The organism is Leptolyngbya sp. PL-A3, assembly GCF_039962325.1.
Lineage (GTDB): Bacteria > Cyanobacteriota > Cyanobacteriia > Elainellales > Elainellaceae > Vacuolonema.
Window position 1 is genome coordinate 18,998 of the sequence record NZ_JAMPLB010000044.1, and the last position, 16,329, is coordinate 35,326.

The 16,329-nt window shown below is 48.8% G+C and carries 14 protein-coding genes; 3 read left to right on the plus strand and 11 right to left on the minus strand.

Features of this window, described 5'->3' with window-relative positions:
- Positions 1 to 292: 292 nt before the first annotated feature.
- Entirely contained in the window at positions 293 to 1,330 is a 1,038-nt protein-coding gene (locus NDI52_RS24590; protein WP_190774006.1) for a hypothetical protein, read from the minus strand.
- Between the two features lie 203 nt (positions 1,331 to 1,533).
- Here NDI52_RS24590 and NDI52_RS24595 point away from each other — a divergent pair, with 203 nt between their 5' ends.
- Complete coding sequence (locus NDI52_RS24595) at positions 1,534 to 1,731, plus strand: hypothetical protein (RefSeq protein WP_190774007.1); 198 nt, start codon at positions 1,534 to 1,536, stop codon at positions 1,729 to 1,731.
- On the opposite strand, the gene NDI52_RS24600 is transcribed toward NDI52_RS24595, so the two are convergent.
- From NDI52_RS24600 to NDI52_RS24645, 10 genes are all read right to left on the minus strand, one after another.
- Complete coding sequence (locus tag NDI52_RS24600) at positions 1,696 to 4,071, minus strand: NHLP bacteriocin export ABC transporter permease/ATPase subunit (RefSeq protein WP_348256537.1); 2,376 nt, start codon at positions 4,069 to 4,071, stop codon at positions 1,696 to 1,698. The two genes, NDI52_RS24595 and NDI52_RS24600, sit on opposite strands and share 36 nt — an antisense overlap.
- Positions 4,053 to 4,619, minus strand: a complete 567-nt coding sequence (locus NDI52_RS24605) for a hypothetical protein (protein WP_199330875.1) — start codon at positions 4,617 to 4,619, stop codon at positions 4,053 to 4,055. Before NDI52_RS24605 ends, NDI52_RS24600 begins: the two co-directional genes overlap by 19 nt.
- A 2-nt stretch (positions 4,620 to 4,621) precedes the next feature.
- Positions 4,622 to 6,766 (minus strand): NHLP family bacteriocin export ABC transporter peptidase/permease/ATPase subunit, encoded by a 2,145-nt coding sequence (locus NDI52_RS24610; protein ID WP_347280203.1) that lies wholly within the window; start codon positions 6,764 to 6,766, stop codon positions 4,622 to 4,624.
- A gap of 173 nt (positions 6,767 to 6,939) precedes the next feature.
- The gene (locus tag NDI52_RS24615; protein ID WP_190774008.1) at positions 6,940 to 8,379 is read right to left on the minus strand and encodes an NHLP bacteriocin system secretion protein; all 1,440 of its coding nucleotides are present in this window, start codon (positions 8,377 to 8,379) and stop codon (positions 6,940 to 6,942) included.
- Positions 8,370 to 9,461: a cyclic nucleotide-binding domain-containing protein gene (locus NDI52_RS24620; RefSeq protein ID WP_190774009.1), complete on the minus strand. Its 1,092-nt coding sequence runs from the start codon at positions 9,459 to 9,461 to the stop codon at positions 8,370 to 8,372. Before NDI52_RS24620 ends, NDI52_RS24615 begins: the two co-directional genes overlap by 10 nt.
- A 22-nt stretch (positions 9,462 to 9,483) precedes the next feature.
- Positions 9,484 to 9,783 (minus strand): hypothetical protein, encoded by a 300-nt coding sequence (locus tag NDI52_RS24625; RefSeq protein WP_190774010.1) that lies wholly within the window; start codon positions 9,781 to 9,783, stop codon positions 9,484 to 9,486.
- A 129-nt stretch (positions 9,784 to 9,912) separates the two neighbouring features.
- The gene (locus NDI52_RS24630) at positions 9,913 to 10,200 is read right to left on the minus strand and encodes a CTB family bacteriocin (RefSeq protein WP_190774011.1); all 288 of its coding nucleotides are present in this window, start codon (positions 10,198 to 10,200) and stop codon (positions 9,913 to 9,915) included.
- 251 nt (positions 10,201 to 10,451) lie between these two features.
- Positions 10,452 to 12,773, minus strand: coding sequence for a caspase family protein (locus NDI52_RS24635; protein ID WP_190774012.1), 2,322 nt, complete (start codon positions 12,771 to 12,773; stop codon positions 10,452 to 10,454).
- A gap of 378 nt (positions 12,774 to 13,151) precedes the next feature.
- On the minus strand, positions 13,152 to 14,123 hold the full coding sequence (locus tag NDI52_RS24640) for a caspase domain-containing protein (protein WP_190774013.1): 972 nt from the start codon (positions 14,121 to 14,123) through the stop codon (positions 13,152 to 13,154).
- Positions 14,124 to 14,137: 14 nt separating this feature from the next.
- Positions 14,138 to 14,971, minus strand: a complete 834-nt coding sequence (locus NDI52_RS24645) for a hypothetical protein (protein ID WP_190774014.1) — start codon at positions 14,969 to 14,971, stop codon at positions 14,138 to 14,140.
- A 558-nt stretch (positions 14,972 to 15,529) separates the two neighbouring features.
- On the opposite strand from NDI52_RS24645, the gene NDI52_RS24650 reads away from it, so the two are divergent.
- Positions 15,530 to 15,685, plus strand: coding sequence for a hypothetical protein (locus tag NDI52_RS24650; RefSeq protein WP_190774015.1), 156 nt, complete (start codon positions 15,530 to 15,532; stop codon positions 15,683 to 15,685).
- A 5-nt stretch (positions 15,686 to 15,690) separates the two neighbouring features.
- The gene (locus tag NDI52_RS24655; protein ID WP_277874364.1) at positions 15,691 to 15,825 is read left to right on the plus strand and encodes a hypothetical protein; all 135 of its coding nucleotides are present in this window, start codon (positions 15,691 to 15,693) and stop codon (positions 15,823 to 15,825) included.
- Positions 15,826 to 16,329 lie beyond the last annotated feature (504 nt).

The window sequence follows — 16,329 nt, forward strand, 5'->3', positions numbered from 1 at the left end:
GCACTTAGGCTTCAGAGAAAGACTCAACATATTCTAGAAGGTATCTAGCCTTTAGCAATTACCATCTATGCTAAATTGGTTAGGCATACCAAACTTCTGCTAATTCGCATTCAAGCACTTAGAAAAATTTTGAAAAACTCGTATCTTACACCAAAATTGAGTTCTTGAGTTTTAGTTTGAAAAAAATACAAAATATGAGAAAGTTAATTAATCAGCCCGCTGCTTACAAGTAATTTTTGAAAAGGTTGTTTTTGTGTTAAAAGGGCACAAAAACAACCTTTTCACATGGTTTTCAGGGCAATGGCTTCTGGTCGGTATTGACTGGCTGCTGCACGATGTAGAAGCAATTGCTGTGTTGATAACCATCAAGCAGGCTCCATTCACCTGTAAAGGGGGTAACACTGCGATCGCCAATTGAGCGCACCAGTACCTGATAATCCCCTGGCTTAAGAGTGTAGGTGGCAATGGGGCCTTTTTCAGGGCAAGACTGGGGAACTGTAGCTGTAAAGACCTGGCAATCTCTACAGCCTGGTAACTCTTCAAAACGGGTTTCGGGACCCGTGAAGACGATGCGCATCGGTTCTGGAGAATCATTGCGAATTTGAACTTTAGTCGTTCCGGCGGCAGCTCGACCATCTATCACTGGGGATGGCAAATCTCCAGCATTGTTGGCTCTGGCCTGATCGATCAAGGTTTTGGCTAAGGCGACTTCTACTGCCGACGCTTGCTCATGATTGGGGTAATCCGTCAGGAACCGTTGCAACTGATCAATCGCCTCATTGTAGCGACCTGCGGTCTGATAGACTTCACCGCAAGCATGGCGGAGAGCTGGCAGCATTTGATCGGGGCGTGGAAGCAAACTGTGACCGAGAGTAGAAGGAAGTGCATCGCAAAATTCAGCAGTAGCCAGAGTATCAGGGGTGGTTGCTTCTAATCGAGATGTTACCTGCTGACGGAGTGGAGGAATCAGTGCGCTGTTAGGGAAACGATCGAAAAATAGATTAGCTGCTACCACACCTTTTGTAAGCGATCGCCCCTCTAACTCTGGTAGTACAGCTTGATAACCGCTACATTCATTGATGCGTGATTCTGAGCGTGTCTTGTAATCTTGCCAGTCAACGGGCCGCCACCGTTCACTGAGGATTTTGTAGCTGGCGATCGCCTGTTCACACTGGGCGTCTTGATATGCTTGTTCGGCACGGTTCCAGGTAAAGGCATCGAAGGCAGAGGAAATCAAAGGAAAGCTAATCACCGTACTGATTATCCCAAGCCATAGCCTTGACACTCCAGTGCTAGTTGAAGTAGAAGCAGACGAACGAGAACGAACCATATTAATCCTCCCAGGGGCTCAAGTTCGAAATGGGGATTTACTGGCACGTATTTCTTTGAATGAGGAACCTATGCATATTCTTTCTTGCACTGGCAATTTGATCAAAAGTAAGGTTAAGTGCTGATGCTAAGAAGTGGTGCGGCGCTTTGCGCCGCACCACTTCTTAGCATCAGCACTTAACCCGACATGATAGGAGGGGAACATTGGCCAAAATGCCGCATCTTTCCCAAACCAAAACCCAAAAGTTTAACTTCGCCTGTGCGAAGACACGCAAAGTTAAGCTTCTGGTTTTTGATGCAAGGTCTAAGTTTAAACACTTGCAGGAATATTGTGGGCCATTGCCTGAAGTGGCGATCGCCCTATTTCTAAACCTGTTGCCGTTTGATCAATTGTTGGAATAAACCCTCTTCTGCTGCCAGTTGATCAAAATTGCCGACTTGAATCAAGCGGCCATCCTGAAGTACATAGATGCGATCGGCATTGCGAATGGTGCTGAGCCGATGGGCAACAACGATGCGCGTTACCTTCAGCCGATCTAGACTTTCACTCACGATCGCCTGCGTATGATTATCCAATGCACTGGTGGCTTCATCAAAGAGCAGAATGCGAGGACGCAGGGCCAGAGCACGAGCAATCAACAAGCGTTGTCGTTGTCCACCGGAGAGATTAGTACCCCCTTCGCTGACAACTGTGTGCATCCCCATCGGCATTGCCGTAATATCATCCGCAAGACCTGCCATCCGAGCCGCTTCCCAGGCTTCGTCCATGGTAATCATGGCGCTGCTGGCAATGTTTTCAAAAATGGAAGCGGACATCAAACGACTCTGTTGCAACACCACACCAAATTGACGTCGCACTGCATTGACATCCAGCCCCGCTAAATCCTGGCCATCATAGTAAATCGTACCCGATTCAGGAGTATCAAAACCTAACAGCAATCGAAATAGCGTTGATTTTCCACTGCCCGACGGTCCGACAAGCGCGATGAACTCCCCCGGTTCAGCTTTAATGCTGACATGATCCAACGTCGGTGCACCGTCCGGGCGATAGCGAAAGACAACCCGATCTACAGCCACTTGTCCCGATAGGCGACCCGGATCCGCTTTACTCCCATCTACTTCCGGTACAGCTTGCAGAATTGGCTGTGCCCGCTGCCAAATGGGGAGAACTTCTAATACATCGACAACGGTCGTACTCAGGCTTGTCGCGCCACTGATAAATGTGCCAAAAGCTGCATTAAAGGCCAAGAAGGTTCCCGTTGAAAAATTACCGTTGTTAGCCTGGGAGCTTTGTAGAAGAGCTGTTGCAACGGCAAACAGCACAGCAGGGGTGAGTCCTGAAAGCAAGCTATTGATCACAGCCAGGTTGTCTTCAATCCCCTGGGATGCCAGCATCAGCTTCAACTGGTGACGATACTGGCGACCCCAATAGGCAAAGGCTCGCGTTTCGGCACCGGCTACGCGAAATTTTGAGACGCCGTTGATAATTTGTACCATCATGCCAAAAAGCTTACCCTGTTGATCCAGTAGGGGACGCACTTTACGCAGAGTAAAGATACCTGAAATCAGAGTTACGGCAATGTTGATGAGAGCGACGACCGTTGCCACAAGGGCCAGAGGTACACTGTAGTAGAACAAAAGCGCCAAATTCAAAAAAGAAAACACACTGGAGAATAAACTTTTCAGCACGGTGTTGCCTAATTTTTGGCGGATTTGGCTGATAGCTGAAACCCTGGCACTCAAATCACCCACCGAATACTGTCTGAAAAATGATGCTTTCAGCTTGAGCAACCGATCCCACACGGCTGCTTGGGTAGAGGAGTCAGCAAAGGTTTCCAGCCGCATGATGGCGATTCCCTGGGTCAGTTGAAATAGGGTAGTGCCAAAGCTGGTTGCCAGTAAGCCGCAGGCGATTTGTAAAACCAGTTGCCGATCAGCATTGGGGATGGCCTGATCAATCAAAATGCCGGTAGCTTGGGGGGTGAGCATCCCTAACAGCGTGGCTGAAACTCCCATTAACAAAACCATAGCCAGTTCGCCCAAGTGCCCCCGCAGAGCGAATTGGAGCAGATGAATAGGCTTGAGCTGGGAAGGGAGCGGTCGATAGAAAGTGTAAGCGGTGGAAGAGAGTGTGGCGGCGATCGCCCCATCACACCGTTCCCGCGTTTGCTGGGTCGGGTCTAAGATCTCGTACTGCGTCGCGGATACAGGTAACAATGCCACGGGATGGTTATTCTCCAAGCGATAAGCCAGAAGAGGCCCACCATCTCGTTGCCACCAGTCATCCCGCAGGGTAACGCGGCGAATACGTACATGGGAGGCGCGGGCGATCGCTTCCACCGGGCTTCGCATCCGCCGGAGATCTTCCGACTGTGCAGGAGGGTGGATAGGAATTCCCAATGCCCGCCCAACAGCCCCAGCCGCAGTGAGCAGCACATCCTCATCATTGAGCCGCTGTTCACGCGTCTCTGGAGCATCGGCTTGAAAGATCGTCGCCAGACTGGTGAGGGTATTAGTTACAGCCTGGGTGTTCAGTCGCTCGCGTTCCTGAAAGCGTCGATATTCCCCCTGTAACTCCTGCTGCTCCAGTTGTTGAATAGCTTGCAGAACGAAGGTGTGGAAGTGTTGCAAACCCGTGAGTAACGTATCAAGATCAACAATTTCCTGGGTTGTGCAACGTTCTAGCTCTACAAGACTGGACGCCGTTAACCACAGATGGGCACTCAATGGAACACGCCCCATGGATGGAGTAAGTTCCAGGGCATCGCTCCCAAGCAGGTTAGCGTGTCCCTGGAAGAGTTGAACCCAGGCGATCGCCCCTTGAGATGATTGAAAAGTCTCTCCCGCATCCAATAGGCCACGTGTTCAATCGGAGTTTGCAGCGGAGGGGATGCCAGCCCGGCTACAGCGGCACCCAGGCGGTGTATCCAGGTTTCGAGTGGTTGTTGAATGGCGTGGGGAGTGGCGATCGCCCACTCACAAAATTCATCTTGAGACAGCGCCATCAGCTCGACTGCCTCCAGGGGCATGGCCAGTAGGCGGCAGGGAGTATCCCCTGTAGGGAGTGAGGCGGGAAATAGCAGCTCTCCAGCTTTGACTGTGAACAGAAACCGCCGCCGTCCTTTCAATAGGGCTTCTTGTAAGCTAATAGCAAAGATTGCTAAGGTGCCTGTCTGCACTTGCCAAATTCGATCTGGATCATCCAAAAATAATGGCTCGTTGCTTTTGAGAGAACGAATTCTATCATTCTCAAGTTGATGGATTTGAATATGACGCTCATCAGCCAGCATGATTACATTTCCTCCATCGATTCGCCTTCGCTACGAATCAGTTGTAAATAGGGGCCTTCCACCTGACGCAACTCATCATGGTTGCCCCGTTGCACTACCTGGCCCCGATTCAGCACAATAATTTCGTCACAGTCACGAATCGTACTGAGGCGGTGAGCCACAATGAGACAGGTGCAACCTCGGAGGCGCAGGTTATAGTCAATGCGTTTTTCGGTTTCGGTATCGAGGGCACTGGTCGCTTCATCCATAATCAGAATAGAAGGGTTATTGACCAGGGCACGGGCAATTTCCAGTCGTTGCCGTTGCCCACCACTGAGATTGGTCGCACCTTCCAGCAGGTCGGCGCTATAGCTCCCTGGCATCGACAGTACAACCTCGTGAATAGCAGCATCCTGGCAAGCTTCAATTAAATTGCTATCAGGAATGGTGGTATCCCAGAGAGTGAGATTGTCTCGAACGCTTCCGGCAAAGAGGAGTACATCCTGTTCCACCATTGCAATCGAGTTGACCAGGATGGGACGGGGGATAGTATGACGAGGATGGCCATCAAAGAGAATCTCTCCAGACCACGGTTCATACAATCCAGCCACTAATTTGGCGACCGTTGATTTGCCGGAGCCACTGCCACCGACTAGAGCCACCCGTTGTCCGGGCTTAAGAGAAAGGCTGAGGTTATGAATCAGCGGTGGAGCAGTACGGTTGTAGCCAAAGGTGAGATTTCTGAGTTCCAGGAAGCCATCTAGCTTGGGTTGTGTAATGGAAAGGGATTGAACAGCAGATGGTTCTGATGACTTGAGCAGGGGATCGATAGGATTTTGCAACACATCATCCAGGCGATTAAGCGTTCCATCCAATTCTTGGAGGTCACCTCCCAGCCGTATGAGTTGATTAACCGGCTGCATAAACTGCTGGATCAGTGATTGAAAGGCCACTAGCATACCAATGCTAAGGGCACCATTCATCACACGAAAGCCGCCGATCACCAGCAGCAACATGGTGGTCAATCCAGTAAGCAATCCAGGTAATGTACCCAGACGCTGATTGAGCCGATCCATATCTTGTCGGGCTTGCAGAGATTTGGCATAGTAGCCTGCCCAACGATTAAAGAAGTCCGATTCGAGGCCGGAAGCTTTGAGGGTTTCCATGCTCTGGAGGCCTGCGATCGCCACCCCACTCACCTTGCCCTGCTCCTGCATCAAACGGGTATTAATATCAGCCCGCTGACGTGCCACCCAGCGCAATGCGAATAAGTTGACGGCCACAAAGGCCACACCAACCAACGTCAGGACGGGGTCATACACAAGCATCACGAGCCCGTAAAAGACCACCATGACCCCAGAAATAGCGGTTGTTGCCAGTTGGCCGGAAAGCAGATTGGCGAGGCGATCGTTGAGTTTAATTCGACTGCTGATTTCTCCAGCAAAACGTTGATCGTAAAAGCTAACGGGTAAATGCAGGATATGCCACAAAAAACGGCTAGACATTCCCATCGCCAGTTTAATTTTGACCTGCCGTAGAATCTGGAGTTGGAGTCGGGTCAGCAGCCCTGTCACCCCAGCTGTGGCTAACATGGCCATAATTAAAGGGCGCAACCAATGGTCGCGTTCTTGAATCAGAATTTGATCAACAAAAATCTGGGAAAAGGTTGGAACAGCTAATCCTGGAAACACCAGGAGAAAACCGACGATGAGACAGAAGGCAAGGGATGCCGTAGAGCCGCGGAGGCGATCGCGCAAAGCCTCTACCACATTCCGCTTCTGTCCACCCTGCTCAAATGCTTGGCCGGGTTCAAATGTTAGAACGACACCGGTAAACGATTCGCTAAACTCCGCTAACGAAACCGTCCGTGGTCCAGTTGCTGGGTCATTCAAGTAAACTCGTTGCCGATGAAACCCCTCCACGACCAAGAAGTGATTAAAATTCCAGAAGATAATGTAGGGGCAGGGCAATTGCTGGAGAGCTGCAAGGGGTGCTTTGAAGCCTTTTGCTTCTAGATGATAGTGACGGGCTGCATTCAGTAAATTGGACGCCTTACTACCATCACGGGAGATGCCGCAGGCTTGCCGCAATTCAGCCAAATCAACAACGCGCCCGTGATACCCCAAAATCATGCCCAAGGATGCTGCTCCGCACTCCACCGCCTCCATCTGTAAAAGGGTGGGTGTCCGCCGAATATCGGGACGCTTGATCAAATCTTGAATTCCTTCAATCACGGGCTGAAGTGCAGCTTTGGTAGACCGAAAGCGGGGGTGATTTAACAAAGCCCGCCATTCTAGTTGCAACTTTGAAGGAAATAAGACTCGGAGACGGGTCATTGTCATTAGCCTAACCCCACCCAAGATTTCAAAATAGGTAATACAAAGGATAAAGGTGTACGTTCATCCACCGTAATCCTTACACTGGTTGTCATCCCCGACGTAATATCTTGCTCAGGCCCTGCCGCTGAGGCTGACCAGCGAAACTCGCCGTTTCCCCTTGTTTCTAGCTTGGCATAGACGGCAAGATGAGGCCCTTCCCCCATGACGCCTGGCAAGATGTCAGGGTTGCCGACCAAGCTTGCCGCTCCCTGCTGAGTCACAGGATAATCAGACACATCCACAACGGTTCCCCATATGCCACCATGTTCCTCGCGTTTGACAATGCTGGGAGTGGTTTGAAGTGCCATGCCCGGTTTGACTTTCATCCCTTCGCTCACGGGCAAGAAGGCAATGCTCATGAGGGCATCATTTGGGTTATAGGCAGCGATGATGCCGACACTCATACCAGATTCAAGTTGCTGACCAGGTTGGGCCGAGAGTTCCAGAATTTGACCATCGTGGGTACTGACAATTTGGCTACTGCGTTGGAGTTCTAACTCTAGTTGGGCAATGGTTCGCTCCGTTTCTTGAATCTCTTTCTGTCGGCTGGTTGTGGTGACTAAATCTTGTTCTGCTTGGGTAGCCTGGCGTGTGTCTAATTCCTGTAACTGCGCCTGTAAATCTGCAACTTGGTTGACGTTTCGTAGATATTCCCGCTGAGCTTCAGCTTCTTTTACATCCAGTTCTTTCAGTTGAGATTCAACTTGATTCAACTGTTGTTGAATTTCCTGATATTCTCGTTCAGCACCCAATGCATCATCTCTGGATAACGCCCCTTCCTGGGTGAGTTCCTGTCGCAGATTCCATCGTTCACGATAGGTAGGAATGAGGGCTTGCAGAGTGTCTAACTGCTGATTCAGGGCTTGTCGTTCCCGTTGAATAGATTCCTGTGCTTTTTCTTGCAGAATAGGGGTCAGGTTTTGTTCAGTTTGAAGCCGCTGCCGGAGAGTTTGGCGCTGTTGGGCGATCGCAGTCTGCTCTAAACTACCGCGCTGGCTCTGAGCCGAACGAGCCGCTTGATCCTGCAATTGCAACTGGGTTAGCTTAGTGCGGGCTAACTGAAGTTCATTCTGCAATTCTGATTGATCAATAATGGCAATCACCTGTCCCTTCTTGACGGTATCGCCGACCTTCACATTGAACGCCAAAATGCGCCCAGCGCTGGATGCTTGCAAAGCACTCACTTCGCTGGGGTAGGTGAGAATTCCTTGCCCTGACACCGTCATAGGAATGCGTCCTAAAACGCTCCAGGCAAGTCCTGCGGATACCAGGGCCGCCAGGGCTGCCAGGGAAAGCCAGCGTTTGGGATTGACCACCTGCACCAGCAAATCAAGCTGTTCTGGCGAAGCCGATTGATCCAATGCTTCTTTGCGAAAAAGCTGTTGACGCTGCCCTACGACCATTGCAGTAACCTCCGGCTATTCAGTTGTGATTGAAGACGGGTCAGCATCCAATCAAACCGAGCTTCTGCCAGCGCAATCTGATTCATCAGCTGGTGACCCAATTGGCTCGGTTTTGCCCCTGGTGTAGGCGACATATGGTGCTGGATCAACTCGTGTTGTTTGTTGGATAGGAGCATGACCAGCACTCGGTAGAGACGGGATGCAAAATCCGGGTCGTGCATCAGCTTAGCCATGAGCCGCCAACGAGGAATGGAGAGAATCTGGGATTCGCGGAGGGCGATCGCATCAAATAAAGCAGGCTGCGGATCTAAACAGAGTAATTCCCCCACCAAATTTCCCCGGGATAAGCGCGAGAATTCCTGACCTTTGTCCTCGCCTTGGATGCTGAAGAAAGGCGACGGTGCCTGCTTGAAGGAATAGGCATACAATGCCACTGCCCCATCCAGCACTATATGCAGGTTGTCCATAGGCCGCCCTACCCGTACCAGGGGTGTTCCAGCTTCCACATGCTGCACCTGTCCCACTGCAATCAACCAGTCAATATCTCCATCCTGAAGTTCAGCAAATACGGTTGATGCGTCCTTTAAATGCACGGGAGTGGTATTGTGTTCTACCTCGGGCTGTGCCATGAGCTGCTTGAGTCGTTGGTAGAGAAGTAGTGCGATCGCCCGATACAGGTGGGCAGCAAAAGTCGTATCTTCCTGAAGCTTTTGTTCGAGGGGCGATCGCGCAATCTCCAGCAAAATGCAAGGCGTTAACGCTTTCACCAGACCACTCGGAAACGGGTACAAACCAGAAATGTGGCCTATCAGCTCCCCGCCAAATAAAGGAATATATCCGCATTGTGAATCAGTATTTTCTGTGGAGTCTGAGAGAGCTTTTATGCTTGATGGACAAAAGCCCAATGTACCTTCCATTAACAAGTAAAGTTGATCTGCTAATGGGTTGGAATGGGGCAGAGTTATACCTTCTTCAAGCCTGCGTTGGGAAGCGTTATGGATGATCCAATCAATATCTTGATTGCTAATCTCCTGAAAGAGAATTGCTGTCATGTCTTCCTCACAGTAAATCGTGGTTGCCATGGAGTAGAACACATCTGGAGATTTAATCTCGTTGGCTAAATAGCCGAGATAAGCCAGCAAAAGCGTCTAAAACATCCTCCATCGATTCGAAGCCTGGAATGTAGAATTGGAAGGTTGTAATAGACAGGCTGGATGATTTGATGATGGATGAACCTGAGGAATTTGATTGAAACGAAACATTCTCACCCTCAATGGCCGTAAAAGTAAAGACTGCATCAATGCCACCTGATATTTCTGCTAGTTCTTGTTCTGATAATTCAACAGGAGCTAAATCTAAGGAATACTCATCCACGCTCATCATCGAATCCTCTACAGCAAGCATCAGGGAGAGAAATGGGTGTTTAGAGAAGTAAAGGAGGATCTGCGCATCAACCCTGTAGACTCAAACACCCATCCCTCATAGAACGTACTTGAGCTGGCCCCGATCAATGCTTAGAGAGGCCAGGTTTCATCAGCTAATGCCAATGTTTTGAAATGCACCGCTCTTGATTTGCTGGAAGTCAACGCTCGAAAACGTGCCACTCCCATTTGGTCCAGCAAAGGTTGCCTGATCAACAGAGAGATTCGTTTGCTCGAAGAAGCTGCCAGAATTTTGGGTGAAGTTTTCAATGTCACCAAAGTTCAGCGACATACCACCTGATACGTTATCCAGGTCATCCTCCGAGAGCTGTTGAAGGGAATTCATTTCAGACAGTTCATTAGATACCAGAGTGTTTTGTTGGTATTTGAGTTCTTCCATGGTTCGTTCTTCCTTCTCTAAGAAAAGAGTGAATGTGTAGTAGAGCGTTACCGTAATCGCCCTACACTTCGATATAGTTTTATAGTCTTGAGTGTATGCAGAAATGTGGGTGATATGCTTAATGAAATCTATTTTTAGACTCGCACTTGCGCAGTTCTAATATCACGTTGGATTCGATGCTAATGATAAAAAGTGGTGCGACGCAAAGCGTCCCACCACTTTTTATCATTAGCATTTAACCTTACTTGTTATTAAGAACGCACCTCCAGCAAGGTTGAGAAGGTAGCGATGGTGCGACTACTGATGGCGCGATCGGCGGCACGAGTGGAGGTCACATCAACCGTAGCATCACCGCTGCGGGATAACTCATCCACATCCCCCAGCAGATTATCAATCAGGGAAAGCGGATCTGCATCACCGGTGAATACGGCACCTCGATCACGCCCTTGGCCTCGGGCAATATTTTGCAATGCTCGTAGCGCATTACGAAGGGGACTAGTGCTAACCAGCGTAATTATCTCCAAAAAGCCCGTTCCCCGCAGGGTTACCGTCACATTGTCCTCCGCACGAGGAATCACTAAGGTCTCACCCTTGTCAATGCGTGCAGCCTCTTCTGGTGCATCCCAACGGGCAGGGTGAAGTACAATCACATCCCCCTGGCTATTGATTAGCAAACAACTGATATACAGGGCTCTGATTTCGTCATTTTTGACCTGTAATTGAATGACATCGCCACCCACAAACGGTTCAAAGGAGGTTGGTAACGCATTGCGGCTGTCCACCGTTTCACGGTTCATTAGGGGAATTCGAGGGGCATCGGGGCGAGCAGGTACGAAGGCTTCTCCTGAAACCTTGAGGTCAGAACCTGTCGCAGCGATCGCCCGCAAGACCTTAGCGGCTAGCAGAGACTTGAAGCGAGGGGATAACCGATTGATTGCCGCTGTAATAGGTTCACCATTAGCTCCATCGGTACGCGAGATAAAGGTCAGGGTAGGTGTAAAGAGAGCTACAACTCCAGATGGTGGCAACTCAGCTTGATCAACCGGAGCAACGCGTTGACGCAGATCATTGTTCACACGGGCAAGAATGCAGTCCACGGCATTTTGGGAATCGACGGGAATGGCCCGGATGCGACGGACTTCCTGGCCCTCAGCGGAACGAGTCTGGAGGGTCGCTTGGAGGATGGCGATCGCCGTCTGTATTTCCCCCCCTAGTGAGGCATCTAACCCCACGACGAGCTCAGGATTGGCCGGTAAACCGACAATCTGTTCTTGCAGGAACATACCTGGTTGCACCTGAGATAATTCCCCGGAAACCAGTTCCCCACGTCCTACAAGCGGACTTGATGTCGTGGTTGTTTGCTGAAGGGCGATCGGTTTTCCATCGTTATCTGTTACAACTTCCCCTGAGCTGTTCAACACAGTAAACACTGTATTTTCAGCGTACAAGGTTTGCGTGGCCATGCCGCCTAGCCAGAACTCAATTTGACCATCGCTGATGTTCGTAATTACCCCATCTGCCGCTGGAGTTTGCCATTGAGGAATGAAGTAGAACGGTTGCTGTTCGTAATTACTCTCGGGTTTCACCTCGAGCACTGGCTCCTGAGGTTTACCCCAAGTTGCAGCTTCAGCCCGTGTACTACGGCGCAGATTCGCTTGCAAGGTGGTAAAGCTTTGGGGAGTTGGAAGTTGCCATAGATAGCGGGTTAGTAGATAAGTGAATGCTCCTGCATTGAAGGTGCCAAACACAGCATCGACTGCTTCCTGATTGCAGCTAGCCGATCCCAGCGCGACGCCACGGGCAATGCCCTGACTACGTCGTTGCTGAAAGTCTTCCAAGCTAAGACCCTGTTCTGCCATCAACCGTTCTTGCAGGTCTGCTTCTTCCGGACTAGCAATAAGCGTGTTTCCATGGCGGGTTAATCGTGAACCTACAGCCCGTACCGTAATATTGCCTCGTGTACCTGCACCGGAATAGCAGCTATCTAGCACAGTCGTGAGGTTATCCGTTTGAATAGAATTCATTAATAGAAAGAGTGTCCGCCCCATAATGTCAGGCACCACAATTTCGGCCCCTAATTGATTGAGATTCATGGGGTCATTGGGCACCAAAGTTCCATTCAAACCAGGAATTTGTCCCTCACCACAGACTGCAATCTGAATGGGGTTGGGATCTCGTACTTTGCCACCATGACCAGAGTAGTGGAATACGACAACATCTCCGGGCCGTGCCTGACGGATGAGGTGTTCTTGAAAAGCTCTCAAGATGTTCTGTCGCGATGGTTTAAGAGTATCATCACTCTGATTGTCGGAGACGATAACAATATCTGCTGGATTAAACCCAAATCGGTGCACTAAGAGTTGATATTGCAACTCCACATCCGTTAAACATCCACGCAGGCTGCCGACAGGAGTTGCATATTGATTAATGCCTACCAGTAGGGCCAGTTTTCGAGGGGTGGACTGAGCTAGAACACGACCGTATTGGTCAGCCTGCCGCAGGAAGTTCGTTTGGCTTAAACCAATTGTGGCCAGCGTAGAGCCTGCAAATTGGAGAAAATGGCGACGTTTCATAGCGGACATGAAAGAATAAATTTTACTGTAAGAACAATCAAGAACATCTACAGAAAAGCAGCACCCCGGAGTTCTATACCACCTTACTCAAATTTATTGTGAGAACAAGGGAGGATATGCATTGATAAGGGCAATTAGATAATCATTAATATCTATCAGAGCTTGGAAAAGAACAAGGAACAGGGAGCCGTAGGGAATGACGATGACGCGATCGCCTAGAGCGTGAGGAAGGTCGGAATCAGTTTTATAAGGAGACGATGGAGCACTTTCAAAGCTGGCTGCTGCCAGTAATTCCGTCGACGGTGGTGGCTCAGCTTAGGTGATAGCAAGGGTAGCCCAAACTTGTAACACGTCTAGGGGTTATTCCAACATTACGCACTACGGTGATGGCAAGCCTTCACATACACTTCCTGCGCAGGGCAACCGACGAGGAGTCACGTTCGTGATAGGAGCTAGTGGGGCGCTAATTGGAGAAGCAGGAGTAACTTGGGATTGCCCTGGTTCAGGAAGAAAAGCAAAATTACCGATGAGCGATGAAGCTGTCCAGGGAACTTGTTCACCATTAGTTTGATCTCGAACTTCAGCCCTAACTACGTTAAAGAGTTGCTCAAGTTGTTGACCTGGTGTTCTAATATGCCTTAATAGCGCACCGGTAAAAGTTCCATTACGACCTGCACCATCGTCAGCAACATCCCCCGGAGCTGTTGCATAGGCAATAAAGATACCCTCTGCAGTGCTAGTCGTAATTGCAGTCAGTCCTTGCTGGCTAGAGCGCCAGCGTCGAGCAAGTGGGTTATCTCGACAAGCATCTAGAATGAGAATATTGGCATCGTTTTCTGCAGCTTCCATGCGACCTATAACTTGGCCCACAGCCAGTGCTTCATAACGCAGATCTTGCTCTACCTCTATTTGGGCATTTACAGGAATTAAATAGTTTTCCCCAGCCGACTGAACACCATGTCCCGCATAGTAGAAAATTCCAACGCTACCTTGGCGAATAGCTGACGAAAACTCATTCAAGCTTTCTTCCATCTCACGTAAGGTAGCATCGGTTACTAATATGGTCTCAAAACCTAGCCCTCGGAGGGCTCTTTCCATATCTTGTGCATCATTTAATGGATTACGAAGCTGCCCTCCTATGCGATAGTTAGCATTACCAATGATTAAAGCAACTCGGCGTCCAGTAGAATAACGGTCAGTATTGGTATTTCCAAACTCAATATTGACATCTGCTGTATTTGGGGCTCTTTCATTAGCCCTTACTGGTAGGGATAACTTAAGAATTGCTACTGAGAACGTACTAATGGCTAGACCCAGTAAAAAACTATGCAAATACCGACTCAGCATCATGTTGATCTACTATATCAGCTGCTAACGGGAGTACAAGATGGATTATAGCTATACACACGAGACCACCTCTCCACGGTATTTTCCCCAATAGGAATCGTGACGGGCGAGAGATTTCTCAAAGTGATACGAATGGGTATATCTTGAGCTGGAGCATTACTCAGAGCCCTTGCAACATCGGCATCAATTACAAACAAGTGCCTTGCCATTACCCAAACGCCAGGAAGGTTAACGGATACCCGTTCATTATTCTGGTTATTTACTGTCGTGGAGTAGACATACGGGAACGAGGCAGATCTATCAACAACACCAGGAGCATCTTCTACAGCATTCAACGTTATTCTTTGTCCGTTAATCATCATGTCGAGCCGGGTTGGGGTAATCAAGTTAACATTGTTTACTTGATCAGGTGTAGTCGCAATTTGTAGAATTAGCTCTACTGAGCATCCGTCGTTGTTACTACTCCAAGCTGAAACTAATACAGCTCGCCCTGGTCTTGGCGCAGCGAAAGGAGACCGAATCCCCAGGATAGGTTGCGAGTCTTCGCCGTGTCGATCTAAAACTACTCGACCGACAACGGTCGAATCTATGCTATCTCGCTGAATCTCAAGAACTTTACTAAAACGCCATCCATCTGCTGCCCACGGTATTCCATTGATGGTTACAAGGTTATCACCATTGATCACGCCTTCTGTGACTTGAGCGTTAACCGGGGAGATTGCACAGGATATTAGAGATACAATAGCAGCTGCGTAAGATAACTTTGATTTGGTTATTTGAATGAAGCTAGTCGTGAATTGCATCATGGTTACAAAATGATAGGCGATTAAATTGTTTCCAAAGTATTGCAATGCAAACGGACGCTAAAAACCTTAGGAAGGCATCGGTATTCTTTAAGTTAAGATGTACACTAACGAAAGCAGAAGTAGGCTTAAGCAATTAGATAAGAATGATCTTAGCTTGTTACCTATTAGCTTCTTAACTGATGTTCAGTAAACCATTATTTTTAGCTGTGGTGCACCAATAGTCCCTACAATTTTGAAAAGCTGGACAAAAATGATAAAGAAGTTACATTTCTACTGTTCTTTTCAAAGAGAGCTATAAGTAACACCTAATACAAGAATAGAGCTTAAGGGCAATTGTGTAACTTCTCGATAAAAAATCGGGCTAAACATGAGATCAGAGGGGCCAGAAAAGAGCGTAGGTTCTACCTCTATATAGTGAGAAAAAAATAATAATCTATGCAAGAGAAGAAGATAGATTTTTCAATATGATAACCATAGGAGTAATAGGGCGTATAGGGAGTGAAAAATAGCTATTCTGAATGAGAATCGCTCTTCTCCTCCCATGCCCACTGCATCCTTCAATCTATATGTCAACAGACCCGATTGCTGGAAGGAACGTATTCCATGAAACGTTGGCCCCCTGGTCTGATACTGGTGGGAATAATAGCTGGACATCCCGGTCTGATTGCTAGCCTCGACGGGGTTAGTTTTCCCGCAGCAACTCTGTTGGCATTGGCCATTGGTTCTACTAATTTGCAGGGTCAATCGCACGCTTTATAGCAGTTATGGTAGCCGTTTTGGCTCCAGTAGTTTCTGGAGTAGTGGTTTTGATGAAAGGGGTCGATTCAGATTTGGAGCGCGATCGCCTCCTAAACATCATCAAAAACACCGCTAGTTACGATACATTGGCGATGAGTTAGGGCGATCGCCATCGCAATCGCCTGCAACAAGAAGTTGGCCTTACCCAAATGCCGGATCGGCTGTCCGGTATCTTTCCCCTACTCATATCATGTCGTGTTAAATGCACACAACAAAAAGCAAGGTGACGCTTTGCGTCACCTTGCTTTTTGTTGTGTGCATTTAACCTTACTTGTTATCAACCCGATTTTTGCGGAAGAGTATTTCTTGGGTGCGGATCTGGTCAATGCTATAGCAACAGTACCAGAAGCCTAGCGTGAAATTCTAACTGTTCTAAAACAATACTCTGGACAGTTTTTCTGAAACCCTTGATTTTGCGTGCGCGAAGCGCACGCAAAATCAAGGGTTTCAGAAAAACTGTCCGAACTAATGCTAAAAAGAACTTGAAAAGAATACAGAGAGACGGTCGCACGACTATTACTCCTTGTTCTCGTCGATAAGCGATTCGCTTCGTCCATCCATCTACTCATCCACCCCTTGCATACTTTCCTCTTCCCCAAGAACAT

Excerpts from the sequence above, each read along its gene's own strand:
- NDI52_RS24590 (WP_190774006.1), bottom strand. The coding sequence starts at position 1,330 with ATGGTTCGTTCTCGTTCGTCTGCTTCTACTTCAACTAGCACTGGAGTG.
- NDI52_RS24600 (WP_348256537.1), bottom strand. The coding sequence starts at position 4,071 with ATGGGGCGTGTTCCATTGAGTGCCCATCTGTGGTTAACGGCGTCCAGT.
- NDI52_RS24605 (WP_199330875.1), bottom strand. The coding sequence starts at position 4,619 with ATGCTGGCTGATGAGCGTCATATTCAAATCCATCAACTTGAGAATGAT.
- NDI52_RS24610 (WP_347280203.1), bottom strand. The coding sequence starts at position 6,766 with ATGGAGGCGGTGGAGTGCGGAGCAGCATCCTTGGGCATGATTTTGGGG.
- NDI52_RS24615 (WP_190774008.1), bottom strand. The coding sequence starts at position 8,379 with ATGGTCGTAGGGCAGCGTCAACAGCTTTTTCGCAAAGAAGCATTGGAT.
- NDI52_RS24620 (WP_190774009.1), bottom strand. The coding sequence starts at position 9,461 with ATGGCAACCACGATTTACTGTGAGGAAGACATGACAGCAATTCTCTTT.
- NDI52_RS24625 (WP_190774010.1), bottom strand. The coding sequence starts at position 9,783 with ATGCTTGCTGTAGAGGATTCGATGATGAGCGTGGATGAGTATTCCTTA.
- NDI52_RS24630 (WP_190774011.1), bottom strand. The coding sequence starts at position 10,200 with ATGGAAGAACTCAAATACCAACAAAACACTCTGGTATCTAATGAACTG.
- NDI52_RS24635 (WP_190774012.1), bottom strand. The coding sequence starts at position 12,773 with ATGAAACGTCGCCATTTTCTCCAATTTGCAGGCTCTACGCTGGCCACA.
- NDI52_RS24640 (WP_190774013.1), bottom strand. The coding sequence starts at position 14,123 with ATGATGCTGAGTCGGTATTTGCATAGTTTTTTACTGGGTCTAGCCATT.
- NDI52_RS24650 (WP_190774015.1), top strand. The coding sequence starts at position 15,530 with ATGAAACGTTGGCCCCCTGGTCTGATACTGGTGGGAATAATAGCTGGA.
- NDI52_RS24655 (WP_277874364.1), top strand. The coding sequence starts at position 15,691 with ATGGTAGCCGTTTTGGCTCCAGTAGTTTCTGGAGTAGTGGTTTTGATG.